Here is a 17,678-nt window from a genome sequence, read left to right on the forward strand (position 1 = left end):
GCGACGGCACCCGGCTTCAGCGCGGCGCCTGCGCCACCACGGGCTCGGAGCGCTCCGACCAGCCACCCCCCAGCGTGCGGTAGAAGGTCACCAGGTTCGTCATCTGCGACAGCTGCGTGCCGATGAGGTTCTGCTGTGCGGCGTAGAGCGACAGCTGCGAGCTCAGCACGGTCAGGTGGCTGTCCACGCCGGCCTTGAACCTGGCCTGCGAGAGGCGGTAGCTGTCGGCGTTGGCCTCCACCAGCGCGCGCTGGGCGTCGAGCTGGCGCGACAGCGCGCCGCGCTGCACGAGTGCATCCGACACCTCGCGGAAGGCGGTCTGGATCGCCTTCTCGTACTGGGCCTGGGCGATGTCGCGGCTTGCCTTGGCCGCGGCCAGATTGGCGCGGTTGGTGCCTGCATCGAAGATGGGCACGCTGATCTGGGGCGCGAAGGTCCAGGCGCCCGAGCCGGCCTTGAACAGGTGCGACAGTTCGCTGCTGGCCGTGCCGGCCGAGGCCGTCAGGCTGATGCGCGGGTAGAAGGCCGCACGGGCGGCACCGATGTACGCATTGGCGGCCTTGAGGTCGTGCTCGGCCTCCACGATGTCGGGCCGGCGCTGCAGCAACTGCGAGGGCAGGCCGGGCGGGATGGTCGCGAGCTGCCCTTCGGTCAGGTCGGCCGCAGCCAGGAGCGAATCGGGCAGCAGCGCGTCGGGCACCGGCGCGCCGATCAGCAACACCAGCGCGTTGCGGTCCTGCGCCACCTGCGAGGTGTAGCTTTCGACGTCGACGCGGGCGGTCTCCACGCTGGTGCGTGCCTGGCTGACGGTGAGCGCGGAGGCCTGGCCGAGGTCCTGCAGGCGCCGTTGCAGGGCGAGCGCCTCGCTCTGGTCCGCCAGGGTCTGGCGTGCCAGGGTCAGCCGGTCCTGGTCGGCGGCGAGCGTCAGATAGGCGGTGGCCACCTCGGACACCAGCGTCACCTGCGTGGCGCGCCGGGCCTCGCTGGTCGACAGGAACTCCTGCAGTGCCTGTGCGCTCAGGCTGCGCACGCGGCCGAACAGGTCCAGCTCGTAGGCGCTGATGCCCAGCGATGCGCTGGACTGGTGGGCGATCAGCACATCGCCCGTCGAGGACAGGTCGGCCGGCGTGCGGCTGCCGGTGCCGCTGGCCGTCGCGCTGACCGTGGGCAGACGCGCCGCATCCTGCACCTGGTACTGGGCGCGGGCCTTCTCGATGTTGAGCACCGCGACGCGCAGGTCGCGGTTGTTGGCCAGGCTCATGGCGATGAGCTGCTGCAATTGCGGCGAGCGGAACACGTCGCGCCAGCCGATGTCGGCCACGGCCTGGTCGGCAGCAGTGCCGGCGGCGCCGGCGTCCCCGGCGTAGGCGTCCTGCACGGGCAGGGCGGGCCGCTCGTAGGCCGGCATCAGGCTGCAGCCGGCCAGGGCCGCGGCCAACGCCACGGGGGCGAGGGTGAAGGCGATGCGGCGCATCTCAGGTTCCTTCGGCCGGCAGGGCACCGGCAACGGGTTGAGGGGACGGATGACGTGGGCCACGGCGTTCCACCGTGCCCAGCACCACCACGAAGAACAGCGGCACGAAGAGGATCGCGAGCACGGTGCCCGAGACCATGCCGCCCACCACTGCAGTGCCCAGCGCGTTCTGCGCGCCGGCGCCGGCACCGTGGCCGAACACCAGCGGCAGCACGCCCAGGATGAAGGCCAGCGAGGTCATCAGGATCGGCCGCAGGCGCAGCCGTGCGCCTTCGAGGGCGGCGTCGACCAGACTGGCGCCACGGGCATGCAGGTCCTTGGCGAATTCCACGATCAGGATGGCGTTCTTCGACGCCAGGCCGATGGTGGTGAGCAGGCCGACCTGGAAGTACACGTCGTTCATCTTCCAGGTGAGCAGGGCGGCCGCCAGCGTTCCCAGCAGCCCCAGCGGCACCACCATGATCACGGACAGCGGGATCGCCCAGCTCTCGTACAGCGCTGCCAGGCACAGGAAGACGAAGAGGATCGACAGCCCGTACAGCAGCCCGGTCTGGCCGCTCGACGCCTTCTCCTGGCGTGAGATGCCGGTCCATTCGAAGCCGAAGCCCGGCGGCAGTTTGGCCACGGCCTGCTCGACGATGGCCAGCGCCTCGCCGCTGGACGCGGTGCCCGGCAGCGCCATGCCCAGGATCTCGCTCGACGGGAAGCCGTTGTAGCGCTCCAGCCGTGGCGAGCCGCTGGTCCAGCGTGCCGTGGCGAAGGCAGAGAAGGGCACCATGGCGCCGCTGGCGTTGCGCACGTACCAGCGGTCGATGTCGCCGGGCTGCATGCGGTAGGGGGCATCGGCCTGCAGCATCACCTTCTTCACACGGCCACGGTCGAGGAAGTCGTTGACGTAGCTGCTGCCCCAGGCGGTGGACAGCGTGCTGTTGATGTCGGCGATGGACAGGCCCAGGGCCTGGGCCTTGTGCGGATCGATGTCGAGCCGCAGCTCCGGCGCGTCCTCCTGCCCGTTGGGCCGCACCGCCACCAGGCGCTTGTCGGCGGACAGTTCGCCCAGCAACTGGTTGCGCGCCTTCATCAGGGCGTCGTGGCCGAGGTTGGCTCGGTCCTGCAGCATCAGGTCGAAGCCGGTGGCGTTGCCCAGCTCGGCCACGGCGGGCGGCGAGAAGGCGAAGACCCGTGCGCCACGCAGCGTGTTGAAGTACATCGTCGCCTTGGTCGTCACGGCCGAGACGCTCAGCGCCTCGCCCTGGCGTTCGTCCCATGGCTTGAGCTTGACGAAGGCCATGCCGGTGCTCTGGCCGCTGCCGGCAAAGCTGAAGCCGTTGACCGAGAACACGCCGTCGACCGCATCCTTCTGGTCGACGAGCAGGTGATGTTCCACCTTGCGCAGCACCTCGTCGGTCCGCGCGCTGGTGGCGCCGGGCGGCAACTGCACCAGGATGAAGGCCGAGCCCTGGTCCTCGTCCGGCAGGAAGCCCGCCGGCACCTTCAGGAACACGGCCACCACGGCCGCCGTCATCACGGCGTACAGCACCATGTAGCGCCAGCCCTTGCGCAGCACATGGCGCACCACGCCCTGATAGCCGCGCTGGCCGCGATCGAAGGTGCGGTTGAACCAGCCGAAGAAGCCCTTGGTGGCCAGCGCATGATCGCCCGCCACGGGCTTGAGCAGCGTGGCGCACAGCGCGGGCGTGAGCACCATGGCCACCAGCACCGACAGCGTCATGGCCGACACGATGGTGATGGAGAACTGGCGGTAGATCACGCCGACCGAGCCGCCGAAGAAGGCCATGGGCACGAACACCGCCGCCAGCACCAGCGCCACGCCCACCAGGGCGCCGGTGATCTGCCCCATGGACTTGCGCGCGGCCTCCTTGGGCGACAGGTGCTCCTCGCTCATGACCCGCTCGACGTTCTCGACCACCACGATGGCGTCGTCCACCAGCAGGCCGATGGCCAGCACCATCGCGAACATGGTCAGCGTGTTGATCGTGAAGCCGAAGACGGCCAGCACGCCGAAGGTGCCCAGCAGCACCACCGGCACCGCGATCGTGGGGATCAGCGTGGCGCGGAAGTTCTGCAGGAAGAGGTACATCACCAGGAACACCAGCACCACCGCCTCGACCAGCGTCTTGACCACCTCCTCGATGGAGATGCGCACGAAGGGCGTGGTGTCGTAGGGCTTCTGCACCTTCATGCCCGCCGGGAAGAACTTGGACAGCTCCGCCATGCGCGTGTCGATGGCCCGGATGGTGTCGAGTGCGTTGGCGCCGGTGGCCAGCTTGATCGCCAGGCCGGCCGCCGGCTTGCCGTTGTAGCGGGCGGTGGAGGCGTAGGACTCGCTGCCCAGTTCGATGCGGGCGACGTCGCGCAGGCGCACCTGGGCGCCGTTGGTCAGCGTGCGCAGCAGCACATCCTCGAACTCGGCGGCCGTCTTCAGGCGGGTCTGCGAGGTGATGGTGGCATTGATCTGCTGGTTGCCCGAGGCCGGCAGGCCGCCGATCTGGCCGGAGGACACCTGGGCGTTCTGCGCCTGGATGGCGGTCTGCACGTCCAGGGGCGTGAGGCCGAAGCTGGCCAGCTTGTCCGGGTTCAGCCAGACGCGCATGGCGTACTGCGAGCCGAACAGCGTGATGTCGCCCACGCCTGCCACGCGGCTGATGGCGTCCTGCACGTTGGCGGCGACATAGTCCGAGAGGTCGGAGCCGGTCATGCTGCCGTCCTCCGAGGTGAAAGCCAGCACGGTCAGGAAGTTGGTGACGGCCTTGGACACCGTCACGCCCTGCTGCTGCACTTCCTGCGGCAGCAGGGCCGTGGCCAGCGAGAGCTTGTTCTGGACCTGCACCTGGGCGGTGTCCGGGTCGGTGCCGTTCTCGAAGGTCAGCGTGATGGTGACGGCGCCCGTGGACTCGCTGGTCGAGCTCATGTAGCTCAAGCGGTCCAGGCCCTTCATCTTCTGCTCGATGACCTGGGTGACGGTGTCTTCCACCGTCTTGGCGGAGGCGCCCGGATAGTTGGCGGAAATGGAGATCGCGGGCGGCGCGATGCTCGGGTACTGCGCGATGGGCAGCGTGAAGACGGACAGCAGCCCGCCCAGCATGACCAGGATCGCCAGCACCCACGCGAAGATGGGGCGGTCGATGAAGAAGCGTGACATGGTGCTCCCCGGGGATCAGCGGGCCGAGGCCGTCTTGGCGGCGGGCGCGGGCGCAGCCGTCCACGGCGTGGTCTTGACCTCCACGCCGGGCGCGGCGCGCTGCAGCCCGTCGACCACCAGCACGTCGCCCGCCTGCAGGCCCGAGCGGACCACCCACTGGTCGCCCATCTCACGGCCGGTCTCGATCATGCGGCGCTGCAGCTTGTGCTGCTCGCCGACCACATAGACCATCGGCCGGCCGCCCCCGTCGCGCACCACCGCCTGCTGCGGCACCATCAGCGCGTCGCTCTTTACGCCCTGCTGGAGCACGGCACGCACGTACATGCCGGGCAACAGCACGCCCTGCGGGTTGGGGAAGAGGGCGCGCAGCGTGATGGCACCCGTCGAGGTGTCGACCGTGATGTCGGAGAACTCCAGCTTGCCTTCCAGCGGATAGTCGCTGCCGTCCTCCAGCAGCAGCCGCACGCGCGCGGCGCCGGCGGCGCCGGTCTGCAGGTCGCCGCGGGCCATGGCCTGGCGCAGTTGAAGCAGGTCGGCGCTGGACTGGGTGACATCCACGTAGATCGGATCGAGCTGCTGGATGGTGGCCAGCGCCGTCGACTGGTTGGCGGTGACCAGGGCGCCGGGCGTCACGGACGACTTGCCGATGCGGCCGGAGATCGGTGCCTCGATGCGCGCATAGGCCAGGTTGATGCGGCTGGTCTCGACATTGGCCTTGGCGGAGGCCACGTCGGCCTCGCCCTGTTCCAGCGCCGCGGCCGCATCGTCGTAGTCCTGCTGGCTCACCGCCTTGATGGCCACCAGTTCCTTGTAGCGCTGGGCTTTGAGCCGGGTGGTGGTCAGGCTGGCGCGCGCCTTGGCCAGCGCCGCGACGTTGGCGTCGTACTGCGCCTGGTAGGTGGCGGGGTCGATCTGGTAGAGCGTCTCGCCGGCCTTGACGTCGCCGCCCTCGCGGAACTTGCGTGCCTTGACGATGCCCGTCACCTGCGGGCGGACGTCCGCCACCAGCGAGGCGGACGTGCGGCCCGGAAGCTCGGTGGTGACGGCCAGCCGCTGCGGCTGCAGCGTGATGACGCCCACCTCCGGCATGCCGGCCGCGGGCGGTGGTCCGCCCGGCGGCTTGCCGCAGGCGACCAGGACGCAGGCGGACGCCAGCGCGACCGCGATGGTCGAGACGAATGTGAGAGAGGGACGCATTGTTTTTCCTCCATGGAAGCGCGGCACCGGCCGTGAGTTCAGTTTTCAATACCGTACCGTACGGTACCGTTAAGACCGCAATGTAGTTTGACGACCCTCGCTCGTCAACCAATAATGAACGGGTGAGTTCGGAAAAGGAATCGAATTGAGGGTCAAGACCAAAGCCAAACGAGACATGCTGCTGCTGGCTGCATCGCAGGTGTTCCGCGAGAAGGGGTTCGAGGGCGCCTCGATGGGGGACATCGCGGCGCGGGCCGCGAGTTCGAAGGCCACGCTGTACGGCTACTTCAGCTCCAAGGACGAGCTCTTCGTGGCCGTGACCATCGCCGCGGCGGAGTCGCACTTCGAGCCGATCTTCGACGCGCTCGGCAAGGAAGACGACGAGTTCGAGCCGGCGCTGCGCCGCTATGGAGAGAAGTTCCTCATCGCCGCCTGCTCGCCCGAGGCTGTCCAGGCGCTGCGCGCCGTGATTGCCGAGGCGGGCCGCAGCGATGTGGGCCGGCAGTTCTACGAGCAAGGACCGAGGAAGGGCGGGCAGGAACTGGCGGCCTTCCTGGAGCTGCACATGCAGCGCGGCAGCCTGCGCCGGTCCGATCCGCACACCGCCGCACAGCACCTGAGCGCACTGCTCGACGCGGAGACGATGCTGCCCCGGATGCTGGGCTTCGAGCAGAAGTGGACCCGGACCCAGTTGCGGACCTGTGCGCGGCGCGCCATCGATGCGTTCCTCAACGGCTATGGAAATCCCGCGCCGGGAACTCCGTCAACGCCGGCACCAGCGGCACCGGCGCCACAGGCAACGCCAGCCGAACCGCCCCCTCCACCGCGCACCACCGCCCCGGCCCGGCGCCGCTGACCGGGCGTCGCGCCCGGGTCGCTCACCTTCTTAGTCGAAGGCGGCAGGCCGTGCGGCTACCAGCGCCCGGTTGCGGCGCCGGTCGGCGGCGATCTCGCGCGCGAAGTCCTCGGCGCTGCCGCCGGCCGGCAGGTTGTGGGCCTCGCGCAGGCGGCGGCGCAGGGTGTCGTCCTGCCGCAGCAGGCGCTCGACTTCCCGGTTGATCCGCTGCACCACCGGCGCAGGCGTGTCCGCGGGCGCGAAGAGCCCGAAGAGCGAGTCGCGGTTGGCTTCCGGGTAGCCCAGCTCGGCCAGCGTGGGCACACCGGGCAGGGCGTCGATGCGCCGCGGCGCGCCGACGGCCAGGGCCTGCAGCCGGCCCTCGGCGATGTACTGCAACTGCTGCGCCGCCACATTGGTCGACAGCACCTCGAACTGGCCGCCCAGCGCATCGGTGAGCTGCGGCCCGCCGCCGTGGTAGGGCACATGCACGATGGACGCGTCGCTGACGGCGCGCACCTGGGCCAGCACCAGGTGGCCGATGGTGGCGACGCCCGAGGTCGCCCAGCGCAGCCGACCCGGGGTCTGCCGGGCCTGGGCGATCAGCGCCTCGAAGCCCCGGCCCGTGAAAGCCGGCGTGCCCACCACCAGAACCGGCGTGTGCATCACGCCGACGACCGGCGCGAAGGCGCGCAGCGGGTCGTAGGGCACGCGGCCGATCAGGGGCTGCAGCGTCAGCGGGCTGATGGCCGAGAAGGCCAGCGTGTGGCCGTCGGCCGCGGAGCGGGAGAGCAGGCCCAGCCCCACGCTGCCGCCCGCACCGGCCCGGTTGTCGACCACCACCGGCACACCCAGCGCCTGCGACAGCGGCTCGGCCAGGGCACGCGCCATGCCGTCGCTCACGCCGCCGGGTGGGTAGACGACGATCAGCCGCAGCGGACGGCGCGGCCAGTCGGGCATTTCGTCGGCGAAGGCAGCGTGACGCGGGCCGACGAGGCCCAGCGCGCAGGCGGCCAGGCCGGCGGCGACGGTGCGGCGAGGCAGGGGGTCGCTCGCGCCCGTCGAGCCGGCGTCGGTGTCGTCCGCGTTGCGCCTGCTGTGCGCAGCGGCGTGCCGGGCCCTCATGGCAGCGCCTTCTTCGTGCGGCGCGGCGACGTGCGTGCCGGAGGGGGGCTCGTTGCGGGCGGAGCCTCCTGCGCGGCCAGCGCCCGCACCAGTGCCGTGAAGCGCTGCGCGGGCAGGTTGTCCTGGTCCGCGCGGGAGACCAGGGTCAGCGGCGCGTCGAGCGCCTCGGCATCGGCCAGGGGCAGGTAGGCGATGGCATGGGCATGCACGCCTTCCATCGAGGCCGGTACCACCGACAGGCCCACGCCCGCGGCGACCAGGTTCAGGTTGCTCATCATGCGTTCCACCTCGGCCACCACCTGCGGCCGCAGCCCGCGCGCATGCGCCAGCGAGAGCAGTTCGGCATAGAGGCCGGGCGCCCCGGCCCGGCGCACCAGGATCAGCGGCTGCGCACACAGTTCGGCCAGCGACAGCTCGCGACCCGCCGTCCGCCCGGCAGCCAGCGGATGTTCGATGGGCAGGGCGGCCAGCACCGGCTCGCGCAGAAGGGTCTCGAAGACCAGCCCCGGCGGTGCCGCCACCGGCACACGCAGCAGGCCGCCATGCAGCCGGCCGGCGGCCAGCGCCTCGGTCAGCTCGGCCGCGTTGTTCTCGCTGATCTGCAGTTCGACATCAGGGTACTGCCGGCGGAATTCGCGCAGCGCCTGCGGCACGAAGCGGTGGGCCGCGGCCGAGCTGGTGAAGCCCACCGTCAGCACGCCGGCCTCGCCGCGGGCTAGCCGGGCCATGCGGGCTTCCATGGCGGCCATGTCCTGCATCAGCCGCTCGGCCTCGACCTGGAAGGCGCGGCCGGCATCGGTCAGCGCCACGCCGCGCGGATGGCGGCGGAACAGGGGCATGCCCAGCTGCCGCTCCAGCGCCTTGATCTGCACGGAAAGCGGCGGTTGCTGGATGCCCAGCTGCTCGGCCGCTCGCGTCATGTGGCCGGTCTGGGCCACGGCCAGGAAGTAGCGCAGTGCGCGTGTCTCCATATCTTTTTGGTATCGGAAGTGCCTGATTATTTTATTTGACCCTAGGTCAGGCGCTGCCTATCGTCCGCCCCGACATCGTTTTACCCAGAGCGGCCCGCAGCCGCCTTTCCGGAGACAGATCACCATGCAGCCCCAGGGCCCTCGCACCGCCATTCCCCGTGCTCCAAGTCCCCGTCCGTGGGGCGCCGTTCTGGGCCTCGGCCTGTTGCTGGCGGCCTGCGGCGGCGGTGGAGGCGGAGGTGGCGGCTTCGCCTTCCTGCCTTCGTCCCCATCGGCCGGCGCGCCGACGCCCGCGCCAGGCGACACGCCGCCGCCGGCCAGCGCACCGCCTGCGGCGCCCACGGTTGACTGCGCGGCACTCGGCGGCCGCAGCCTGCCGGCCAGCGCCATCTCGCTGCCCACCGGCGGCGCCACGGTCACGGCCGCCGTCGCCATTGCGGCCAGCGACCCTGCCAACACGCTGGGCGCCTACTGCCAGCTGCGCGGCAGCATCCAGCCGGTCGACGCCTCCGCCCAGGCCATCCAGTTCGCGGTCAACCTGCCGCTGGCCTGGAACGGCAAGACCATCCAGTTCGGCGGCGGTGGCTTCAACGGCCGGCTGATCGACGGCACCGAGCCCGTGCGCTTCGGCCCGCCAGACCAGGCCGCGCCGCTGGCCATGGGCTATGCCACCTATGGCGATGACTCCGGCCACCAGTCCAGCAGCATCACCGACGGCCGCTTCGCCACCAACGACGAGCAGCTCGCCAACTACGGCGGCCTCACGCTCAAGAAGACGCGCGACGTGGCCCAGGCGCTGGTGCTGGCCTACTACGGCCGCAAGCCGACGAAGGCCTACTTCCTCGGCACCTCGACCGGCGGGCGCGATGCGCTGGCCTACATCCAGCGCTGGCCGGCCGACTACGACGGCGTGATCGCCAACGAGCCGGCGCTCAACTACAGCGGCACGCGGCTGTCGAACGTGGCCGTGGGTCGTGCGCTCTACGCCAACGGCGGCGCGGGCTGGATGAACGTGGCCAAGACGCTGCTGGTGCAGCGCACCGTGCTGCAGGCCTGCGACCGGCTGGACGGTGCGGCCGACAGCATCGTGAGCAACGTGGAGAGCTGCCGCCAGCTCAACAGCGCCATCCTGGCCTCGCTGCGCTGCCCCGGCGGCACGGACGCGGGCGACAGCTGCCTGTCGGACGCCCAACTGGCCACGGTGCGCACGATCGAGTCGCCGCTGGACTTCAGCAGCTACGCGCTGGCCAATGGCGTGACGCGGGCCGGCGGCTACAACCTGCTCGAAGGCGCGCTGGTGGCGGGCCCGTACACCACCCGCGACCTGGGCACGCGCCCCGTGCCCGGCAACCCGGCCACCTCGGCCGACGCCAACATGTACGTCACGGGCGACCAGTGGGTGAAGTACTTCGTCACCCGCGACGCGGCCTTCGATTCGCTGACCTTCGATCCGCTGGCGCCGGGCGCATTCACCTCGCGCGTGACCACCGTGTCGGCCCTGACCGATGCGACCGACCCGAACCTGGCGCCCTTCTTCGCGCGCGGCGGCAAGCTCATCATGCTGCACGGCCTGGCCGACGAGGTGATCAGCCCCAACTCCACCATCGATTACTACAACCGCGTGGTGGCTACCGTGGGCGCGGCCTCCGCGGCGCAAAGCCTGCGCTTCTACACCGTGCCCGGCATGGGCCATGGCACGGGCGTCTTCATTCCGGGCTGGGATTCGCTCAGCGCGCTGGAGGCCTGGGTGGAGAAGGGCCTGGCGCCGGCCACGCCCGTGGCCATGGACACCGTGGCCGGCAGCTACGGGCGCACCCGGCCGCTGTGCCAGTTCCCGGCCTGGCCCAAGTACCGCGGCAGCGGCAGCCTGGACGCCGCCGTCAACTACAGCTGCGTGACCGAGGTTGGCGACCCGCTCGCATGCCAGTACCTGCCGGCCTCGGCCACCACCTACAAGGGCGGCAACATGGCCGGTGAAGAGCTGCGGGTGCAGATCGACCCGGCCACGCTGGCCTACACCGTCACCATCGACGCCAGCAGCCAGCGCGCCGCCGGCACGCAGCGCAGCGGCACGCTGGTGCCGCAGGGCCAGTGCAGTTACACGAGCGGTGAGGGCGGGGCGCTGTTCACCTTCGCGCCGGGCGGGGTGCTGTCGGGCGGTGTCACGCGAGCAGTGGGCGGTGGCTTCGCGTCGCTCGTGGCCTTCCAGACCACCTTCGACAACCGCAGCACGCCCACCGTGTTCAACCCGGTGGCCGCCATCTCCAACGCGGCGGGCGTGCAGCAGGCGGGCGCCGGCGCGGCGACGGGCTATGCGGGCGCGGTGCGGCTGCGCAATGCGGGCACCTTCCAGTACTGCCGCGACGCGACCACCGGCGGCTTCATGGTCTACGACGCCAACTGCACGCAGACCGAGAAGGGCTACCTCGCCTTCAACGGCACGCGCGGCGCCTTCGACGTCTACACCACCGCGCCGACCGGCGGTGCCACCACCACGGGCGGCACCCTGTCGGGCTCGATGGTGATCGGCCTGGTGGGTGGCGCCGCGGTGCCGCTGCACCTGGTGCGCGATGGGTCGGGCAATGTCGGCATGCGTGTGCATGCCACGCAGCAGAGTCTGATTGCCGGCACGGCAGACGGCAGCTACATCGCGGCCAGCAGCAACGGCGACAACCGCGACGCCGCCATCGCCGGCACCAGTCTGCAGCTGGGAAGCGCGAGCGCCACGCTGGTCTTCGACACGCCGGTGCCCGGCGTGGCCACGGCGGGCACCGGCCGGCCGGGCAAGCTGATCTACAACAGCGGCGTCTTCGCCTTTGTCGCCGATCCGGGCGCGAATGCGGCGCTCGAACTTGGAGTCCGTCACTGATGTCCCATTCCTTCCTCATCCGCCCGGCCCTGGTACTGGCGGCGCTCGGCACCGCGGGCCTGGTCGCTGTGGCCGCCCCCGCCGCGGCACGTCCTGCCGAGGAAGCCGCGATGCGCCCGGCCGCAGCCAACGGCCCCTCGCCGGCCACCTGCCCCAAGGCCGTGCCGCAGGATGCCCGCTGCTACACCGGCGCCGACGGCGCAGGCGCCTTCTACTGGATCGCCATCCCCAAGGACTGGAACCGCGTGCTCGTGATGCATGCGCACGGCGGCCCCGAGACCGGCCCGCCTCAGCTCTCGCGCAGCGAGGAGGACCTGACCCGCTGGGCCATCACGGTGAAGGCGGGCTATGCCTGGGCCGGCTCCACCTACCGCCGCGGCGGCTATGGCGTGACCCTGGCGGCCGAGGACACCGAGCGGCTGCGCCGCATCTTCGTGACGCGCTTCGGCCAGCCCCGCCGCACGCTGCTGCACGGGCAGAGCTACGGCGGCGGCGTGGCCTCGAAGGCGGCCGAACTCTATGCGCCCGCTGTCGGCCTCAAGAGCCCCTATGACGGCCTGGTGCTGACCAGCGGCGTGCTGGGCGGCGGCAACACCGCCTACGACTTCCGCCTGGACCTGCGGGTCGTCTACCAGTACGTCTGCCGCAACCATCCGCTGCCTTCGGAGCCGCAGTACCCGCTGTGGCAGGGGTTGCCGCTCGATTCCACACTCACGCGCCAGCAACTGGCCGAGCGCGTGCGCGACTGCACCGGCGTGGGGCTGCCCGCCGCACAGCGTACGCCCGCGCAGGCGGCCCATCTCAAGACCATCCTGACGGCGGTGAAGATCCCCGAGCGGACGCTGATCGCCCACCTCAACTGGGCGACCTGGCTGTTCCAGGACCTGACGCAGAAGCGGTTGGGCGGCCGCAATCCCTTCGGCAACATCGGCGTGCGCTATGACGCGCCGGCGGGCGAGGCCGAGGCGCTCAACGCCGGCGTGCTGCGCTATGCGGCCGACCCCCAGGCCCAGGGTGCCCTGGCGGCGGACAGCCTGCCCACCGGCCGCACTTCGCTGCCCACGGTGACGCTGCATGCCATCCACGACCCGACAGCCTTCGTCGAGCTGGAGGACGCCTACCGTCGCATCCGCACCGCCGCCGGCACCGAAGGGAACCTGGTGCAGGCCTTCGCCGACGAGCGCGAGCACAGCTACCTGAGCGATCCGGAATACCCGGCGCTGTTCGATGCGCTGCTCGCGTGGATCGACCGCGGCGACAAGCCTACGCCCGCCGGGCTGGCCGAGGCCTGTCGCCGGCTGGAGCCGCGCTACGGCACGGCCGGCAAGCCGGGCTGCCACCTGCAGCCCGACTGGCGGCCCCAGCCCGTCGAGGCGCGCGTGCCGCCGCGCTGAGGCGCGCACGGCCCGCCGCCATTCACAGCATCCGCATTCACATCAGGAGACTCGACCATGACCCCCATCTTCCGCCTGGCCGCCGCGGCCGCGGCCGCTTCGTTCGCCCTCGGCGCGCAGGCTGCCGACTTCCCCGATGGCAAGACCATCACCTTCGTCGTGCCCTTCGCAGCCGGCGGCCCGACCGACAAGGTGGCACGCGACCTGGCCGAAGCCATGCAGAAGGCCCTGGGCGCCACCATCGTGGTGGACAACACCGCCGGCGCCGGCAGCACCATCGGCAATGCCAAGGTGGCGCGCGCCAAGAACGACGGGCTGACCCTGCTGGTCACCCACGTCGGCATGGCCACCACGCCGGTGCTCTACCGCAAGCTGAGCTACAACTGGGAAACCGACTTCGAGTACCTCGGCATGATCAACGACGTGCCCATGACGCTGATCGGCAAGCCGCAGCTCGAAGCCAACAACTTCAAGGAGCTGCAGGCCTGGATCGCCAGCAACAAGGGCAAGGTCAACCTCGGCAATGCCGGCATCGGCTCGGCCTCGCACCTGTGCGGGCTGTTGTTCCAGAGCGCGCTGAAGGCCGAGATGACCACCGTGCCCTACAAGGGCACCGCGCCGGCCATCGCCGACCTGATGGGCGGGCAGATCGACCTGCTGTGCGACCAGACCACGAACACCACCGGCCAGATCGAAGCCAAGAAGGTGAAGGCCTATGGCGTGACCACGCTCAAGCGGGTGAACACGCCGGCGCTCAAGGACATCCCGACGCTGGACGAGCAGGGCCTGAAGAACTTCCAGGTGACGATCTGGCACGGCCTGTACGCGCCCAAGGGCACGCCGGCACCGGTGCTCAAGAAGCTCAACGACGCGCTCAAGACCGCGCTGAAGGACCCGGACTTCATCCGCCGCGAGGAAGCCCTGGGCGCCGTGGTGGTGAGCGACAAGCGCAGCGACCCGGCCGAACACAAGAAGTTCGTGCAGGCTGAAGTCGCCCGCTTCGGCCCCGTGATCAAGGAAGCCGGCGTGTACGCCGACTGATCACAGGCCCGCACCAACGACAAGGCCCGCCAGGGATGGCGGGCCTTGTCGTGGGCGTGGCCGGGCGCTGGAGGGCGCGCGCTCGCTTCGTCAGTGGTCGTGGTGCAGGTAGCTCGCCTGACGCGGCAGGCGCAGGCTGACCAGGAAGGCGATGACCATCATCACGGTCACGTACCAGAAGAAGCTCGATTCGATGCCCGCCGATTTGGCCCACAGCGCGGCGTACTCGGCCGAGCCGCCGAAGACGGCATTGCCCACCGCATAGGCCAGACCCACACCCAGCGCACGCACCTCGGGCGGGAACATTTCGGCCTTCACGATGCCGCTGATGGAGGTGTAGAAGCTCACGATGGCCAGCGCCGCCACGATCAGCACGAAGGCCACGTAAGGGCTGTCGGTGTGCTGCAGCGCCGTGAGGATCGGCACCGTGAACAGCGTGCCCAGCGCACCGAACAGCAGCATGTTGTTGCGCCGGCCGATGCGGTCCGACAGCATGCCGAACAGCGGCTGCATGCACATGTAGAGGAAGAGGGCGCCCGTCATCACGTAGCTGGTCGTCTTGATGGGCAGGCCCACCGTGTTGACCAGGTACTTCTGCATGTAGGTGGTGAAGGTGTAGAAGATCAGCGAGCCGCCGGCCGTGTAGCCCAGCACGGTGAAGAAGGCGGCCTTGTGGTGGCGGAACAGCCCGGCCAGCGTGCCGGCCTCCTGGTTCGTTCGCGTCTGCGCGCCCTGTGTTTCGGTGAGCGAGCGGCGCAGCAGCATGGCCACCACCGCGGCGATGGCGCCCACCACGAAGGGGATGCGCCAGGCCCAGGCGCGCAGCTCGGCCTCGGTGAAGATCGTCTCCAGGATCACGATGGTGAGCACCGCCAGCAGCTGCCCGCCGATCAGCGTGACGTACTGGAAGGACGAGAAGAAGCCGCGCTGGCCGCGCAGCGCCACCTCGCTCATGTAGGTGGCGGTGGTGCCGTACTCGCCGCCCACCGACAGCCCCTGGAACAATCGCGCGGCCAGCAGCAGCGCCGGTGCCCAGGCCCCGATCTGCGCATAGGTGGGCAGGAAGGCGATCACCAGCGAGCCGGCGCACATCATGGTGACCGAGATCAGCATCGAGGTCTTGCGACCGCGACGGTCGGCAATGCGACCGAACAGCCAGCCGCCGATGGGACGCATCAGGAAGCCGGCGGCGAACACGCCGGCCGTGTTGAGCAGCTGGACGGTTGGGTCGGACTTGGGGAAGAAGGCGCCAGCGAAGTACAGCGCCGAGAAGGCATAGACGTAGAAGTCGAACCATTCCACCAGGTTGCCCGAGGAGGCGCCGACGATGGCGAAGATGCGGCGGCGCTTTTCCTCGGCGGTGTAGGCAGGCAGTGGCGGGGCGGAGGAGGCGGGCGCGTGGCGGCCGGCCGGGTCGATGGAAGCGTTCATGGCAGGCGGTCCAGGTGTTCTGGGATGTTGTTGTGACCGGGGGCGAGCATGGCGCCGCCGCAGGCGCGGGGCTGTCAGTCGGCGGCGCGGCAGGGCGCAGGCGCGCCGCGGAGGTCGAGGCCTTTCCCCTCAAAAAAGGGCCGTCATGTTCCAGTCAAGGTCGGTGCCTAGACTCCGACCGCGCCCGCCGCCCTTGTCCGGCCGCGGCCGCCCGGCAGCCTTCGGCTGCCAACGCCGACCCGGCCTCGCGCGTTGTCGGCATGGAGGCGCCCCGCGCCTCTGCCCCCTCCGCTGCCTTGGCCCACCGCGTGGCCGCAGGCGATGTCCGTCCAACCCGCCGCCTGCCCCCGTACCGATCCGCCATGCGCCGCCGACTCCTGCCGCTCGAAGTCTCCAGCGCCGTGGGCAACCGCTGGGACTGGGCCCTGCTGCCCCTGATCCTGGCCGTGCTCTTCGGCCTGGCCTTCGCCGCCTCGCAGATGGCGCGCCCCTATGCCGTGGGCGAGCCGCTGCCGCTGAGTCTGGATCCGGCCGTGCTGCCGTACTACCTTCTTCGCACCACACTGCGCATGTTCATCGCGCTGGGGGCCTCGCTGGTCTTCGCCTGTACTTTCGCCGTGCTGGCCGCCAAGTACCGGCTGGCCGAGCGGCTGTTGGTGCCGCTGCTGGACGTGCTGCAGTCCATTCCCATCCTGGGCTTCCTGTCGATCACCGTCACCGGCTTCATCGCGCTCTTCCCCGGCAACCTGCTGGGCGTGGAGTTCGCGGCCATCTTCGCCATCTTCACCTCGCAGGCCTGGAACATGGCCTTCAGCCTCTACCAGTCGCTGCGCACGGTGCCGGCCGAACTGGGCGAGGCGGCGGCGGTGTTCCAGCTCTCGGGCTGGCAGCGCTTCTGGCGGCTGGAGCTGCCCTTCGCCATGCCCGGCCTGCTGTGGAACATGATGATGTCCATGTCCGGCGGCTGGTTCTTCGTGGTGGCTTCCGAGGCCATTTCGGTGTCGGGCCAGAACATCAAGCTGCCGGGCGTAGGCTCGTACATCGCCATGGCCATCGAGGCGCGCGACCTGCCCGCCATCGGCTGGGCCATCCTGTGCATGCTGATCGGCATCCTGCTGTACGACCAGCTCTTCTTCCGGCCGCTGGTGGCCTGGGCCGACAAGTTCCGCTTCGACGAAAGCGGCAGCGGCGAGGCCAGCCGCTCGTGGCTGCTGGACTGGCTGCGCCGCACCCACCTGACCCGCGCCACCGGCGAATGGCTGGCGTACCGTGCGGTGCGTACGCTGGCGTGGTTTCCGCGGCGCTTCGACGGCACCTCGGTGCGCGCCCGGCCGCGGCCGGCCAATCCGCTGGCCCAGCGCGCGGGGGACGCGCTGCTGTCGGGCGCGGTGCTGCTGGCCATCGTCTGGCTGCTGCGATTCATCCACAGCGAGGTGGGCTGGGGCGAGGTGGGGCATGTGTTCCTCCTGGGTCTGTACACGCTGGTTCGCGTGCTGGTGCTGATCGCCATCGCCGCGGTGGTGTGGGTGCCGGTGGGGGTGTGGATCGGCATGAACCCGCGCTGGTCCGACCGACTGCAGGCCGTGGCGCAGTTTTTGGCGGCCTTTCCGGCCAACCTGATGTTCCCGGTGGCGGTGCTGCTGATCGTGCACTGGAAGCTCAACCCCGACGTCTGGCTGTCGCCGCTGATGGTGCTGGGCACGCAGTGGTACCTGCTCTTCAACGTGATCGCCGGGGCGTCGAGCGTGCCCACCGAACTGCGCCATGCGGCGCGCAATCTGGGCCTCACCGGCTGGCTGCGCTGGAAGCGCTACCTGCTGCCGGCCGTGTTCCCGAGCTTCGTGACAGGCGCCATCACCGCCAGCGGCGGATCGTGGAACGCCAGCATCGTGGCCGAGTACGTGAGCTGGGGCGACACCACGCTGCAGGCCCATGGCCTGGGCAGCTACATCGCGCAGATGACGGCGACGGGCGACTTCCCGCGCATCGCCCTGGGCATCGGTGTGATGTGCGTGTTCGTCATGGGGCTTAACCACTTCGTGTGGCGGCGGCTGTACCAGCTCGCCGAACAAAGAATGCATTTCTGAGATCTCAGGCTCCACCCCCGTTGCTTGCTCACTTCGTGTAGCCGCCTCCCCCCTCCGGGGGCGACACCAGCGGCCCGGCGAAGCCGGTTCC

General features: G+C 70.2%; 11 protein-coding genes. 5 read left to right on the plus strand and 6 right to left on the minus strand.

Annotated elements, in window-relative coordinates; translation table 11 throughout:
* Positions 1-16 precede the first annotated feature (16 nt).
* Genes ABIC63_RS11460 through ABIC63_RS11470 form a run of 3 tightly spaced genes read right to left on the minus strand, consistent with a single transcriptional unit; the run spans position 17 to position 5,834 of the window.
* Positions 17-1,474 (minus strand): efflux transporter outer membrane subunit, encoded by a 1,458-nt coding sequence (locus ABIC63_RS11460; protein ID WP_354319844.1) that lies wholly within the window; start codon positions 1,472-1,474, stop codon positions 17-19.
* A 1-nt stretch (position 1,475) separates the two neighbouring features.
* On the minus strand, positions 1,476-4,637 hold the full coding sequence (locus tag ABIC63_RS11465) for an efflux RND transporter permease subunit (RefSeq protein ID WP_354319845.1): 3,162 nt from the start codon (positions 4,635-4,637) through the stop codon (positions 1,476-1,478).
* A gap of 15 nt (positions 4,638-4,652) precedes the next feature.
* The gene (locus ABIC63_RS11470; RefSeq protein WP_354319846.1) at positions 4,653-5,834 is read right to left on the minus strand and encodes an efflux RND transporter periplasmic adaptor subunit; all 1,182 of its coding nucleotides are present in this window, start codon (positions 5,832-5,834) and stop codon (positions 4,653-4,655) included.
* 175 nt (positions 5,835-6,009) lie between these two features.
* Here ABIC63_RS11470 and ABIC63_RS11475 point away from each other — a divergent pair, with 175 nt between their 5' ends.
* Positions 6,010-6,690 carry a TetR/AcrR family transcriptional regulator gene (locus tag ABIC63_RS11475; RefSeq protein WP_294368931.1) on the plus strand — a complete coding sequence of 227 codons (681 nt, stop codon included), beginning with the start codon at positions 6,010-6,012 and terminating at the stop codon, positions 6,688-6,690.
* 30 nt (positions 6,691-6,720) lie between these two features.
* Here ABIC63_RS11475 and ABIC63_RS11480 read toward each other — a convergent pair whose 3' ends face one another.
* Complete coding sequence (locus tag ABIC63_RS11480; protein ID WP_354319847.1) at positions 6,721-7,794, minus strand: Bug family tripartite tricarboxylate transporter substrate binding protein; 1,074 nt, start codon at positions 7,792-7,794, stop codon at positions 6,721-6,723.
* Positions 7,791-8,765 carry a LysR substrate-binding domain-containing protein gene (locus ABIC63_RS11485; protein ID WP_354319848.1) on the minus strand — a complete coding sequence of 325 codons (975 nt, stop codon included), beginning with the start codon at positions 8,763-8,765 and terminating at the stop codon, positions 7,791-7,793. The genes ABIC63_RS11480 and ABIC63_RS11485 overlap by 4 nt, the downstream gene beginning before the upstream one ends.
* 124 nt (positions 8,766-8,889) lie before the next feature.
* Between ABIC63_RS11485 and ABIC63_RS11490 the strand changes: the two genes are divergently transcribed.
* The 3 genes from ABIC63_RS11490 to ABIC63_RS11500 are packed head-to-tail and all read left to right on the plus strand — an operon-like array spanning position 8,890 to position 14,069.
* Complete coding sequence (locus ABIC63_RS11490; protein WP_354319849.1) at positions 8,890-11,634, plus strand: tannase/feruloyl esterase family alpha/beta hydrolase; 2,745 nt, start codon at positions 8,890-8,892, stop codon at positions 11,632-11,634.
* Positions 11,634-13,028 (plus strand): alpha/beta hydrolase family protein, encoded by a 1,395-nt coding sequence (locus tag ABIC63_RS11495; protein WP_354319850.1) that lies wholly within the window; start codon positions 11,634-11,636, stop codon positions 13,026-13,028. Before ABIC63_RS11490 ends, ABIC63_RS11495 begins: the two co-directional genes overlap by 1 nt.
* A gap of 57 nt (positions 13,029-13,085) precedes the next feature.
* The gene (locus ABIC63_RS11500; RefSeq protein ID WP_354319851.1) at positions 13,086-14,069 is read left to right on the plus strand and encodes a tripartite tricarboxylate transporter substrate-binding protein; all 984 of its coding nucleotides are present in this window, start codon (positions 13,086-13,088) and stop codon (positions 14,067-14,069) included.
* A 90-nt stretch (positions 14,070-14,159) separates the two neighbouring features.
* Here the strand turns inward: ABIC63_RS11500 and ABIC63_RS11505 are convergent, their stop codons facing one another.
* A complete protein-coding gene (locus ABIC63_RS11505; RefSeq protein ID WP_354319852.1) occupies positions 14,160-15,500 on the minus strand; it encodes an MFS family transporter in 1,341 nt (446 codons plus the stop codon).
* Positions 15,501-15,862: 362 nt separating this feature from the next.
* Here ABIC63_RS11505 and ABIC63_RS11510 point away from each other — a divergent pair, with 362 nt between their 5' ends.
* On the plus strand, positions 15,863-17,587 hold the full coding sequence (locus ABIC63_RS11510; RefSeq protein ID WP_354319853.1) for an ABC transporter permease: 1,725 nt from the start codon (positions 15,863-15,865) through the stop codon (positions 17,585-17,587).
* Positions 17,588-17,678: the final 91 nt, after the last annotated feature.

Source organism: Pseudacidovorax sp. 1753 (assembly GCF_040544975.1).
Classification (GTDB): domain Bacteria; phylum Pseudomonadota; class Gammaproteobacteria; order Burkholderiales; family Burkholderiaceae_C; genus Xenophilus.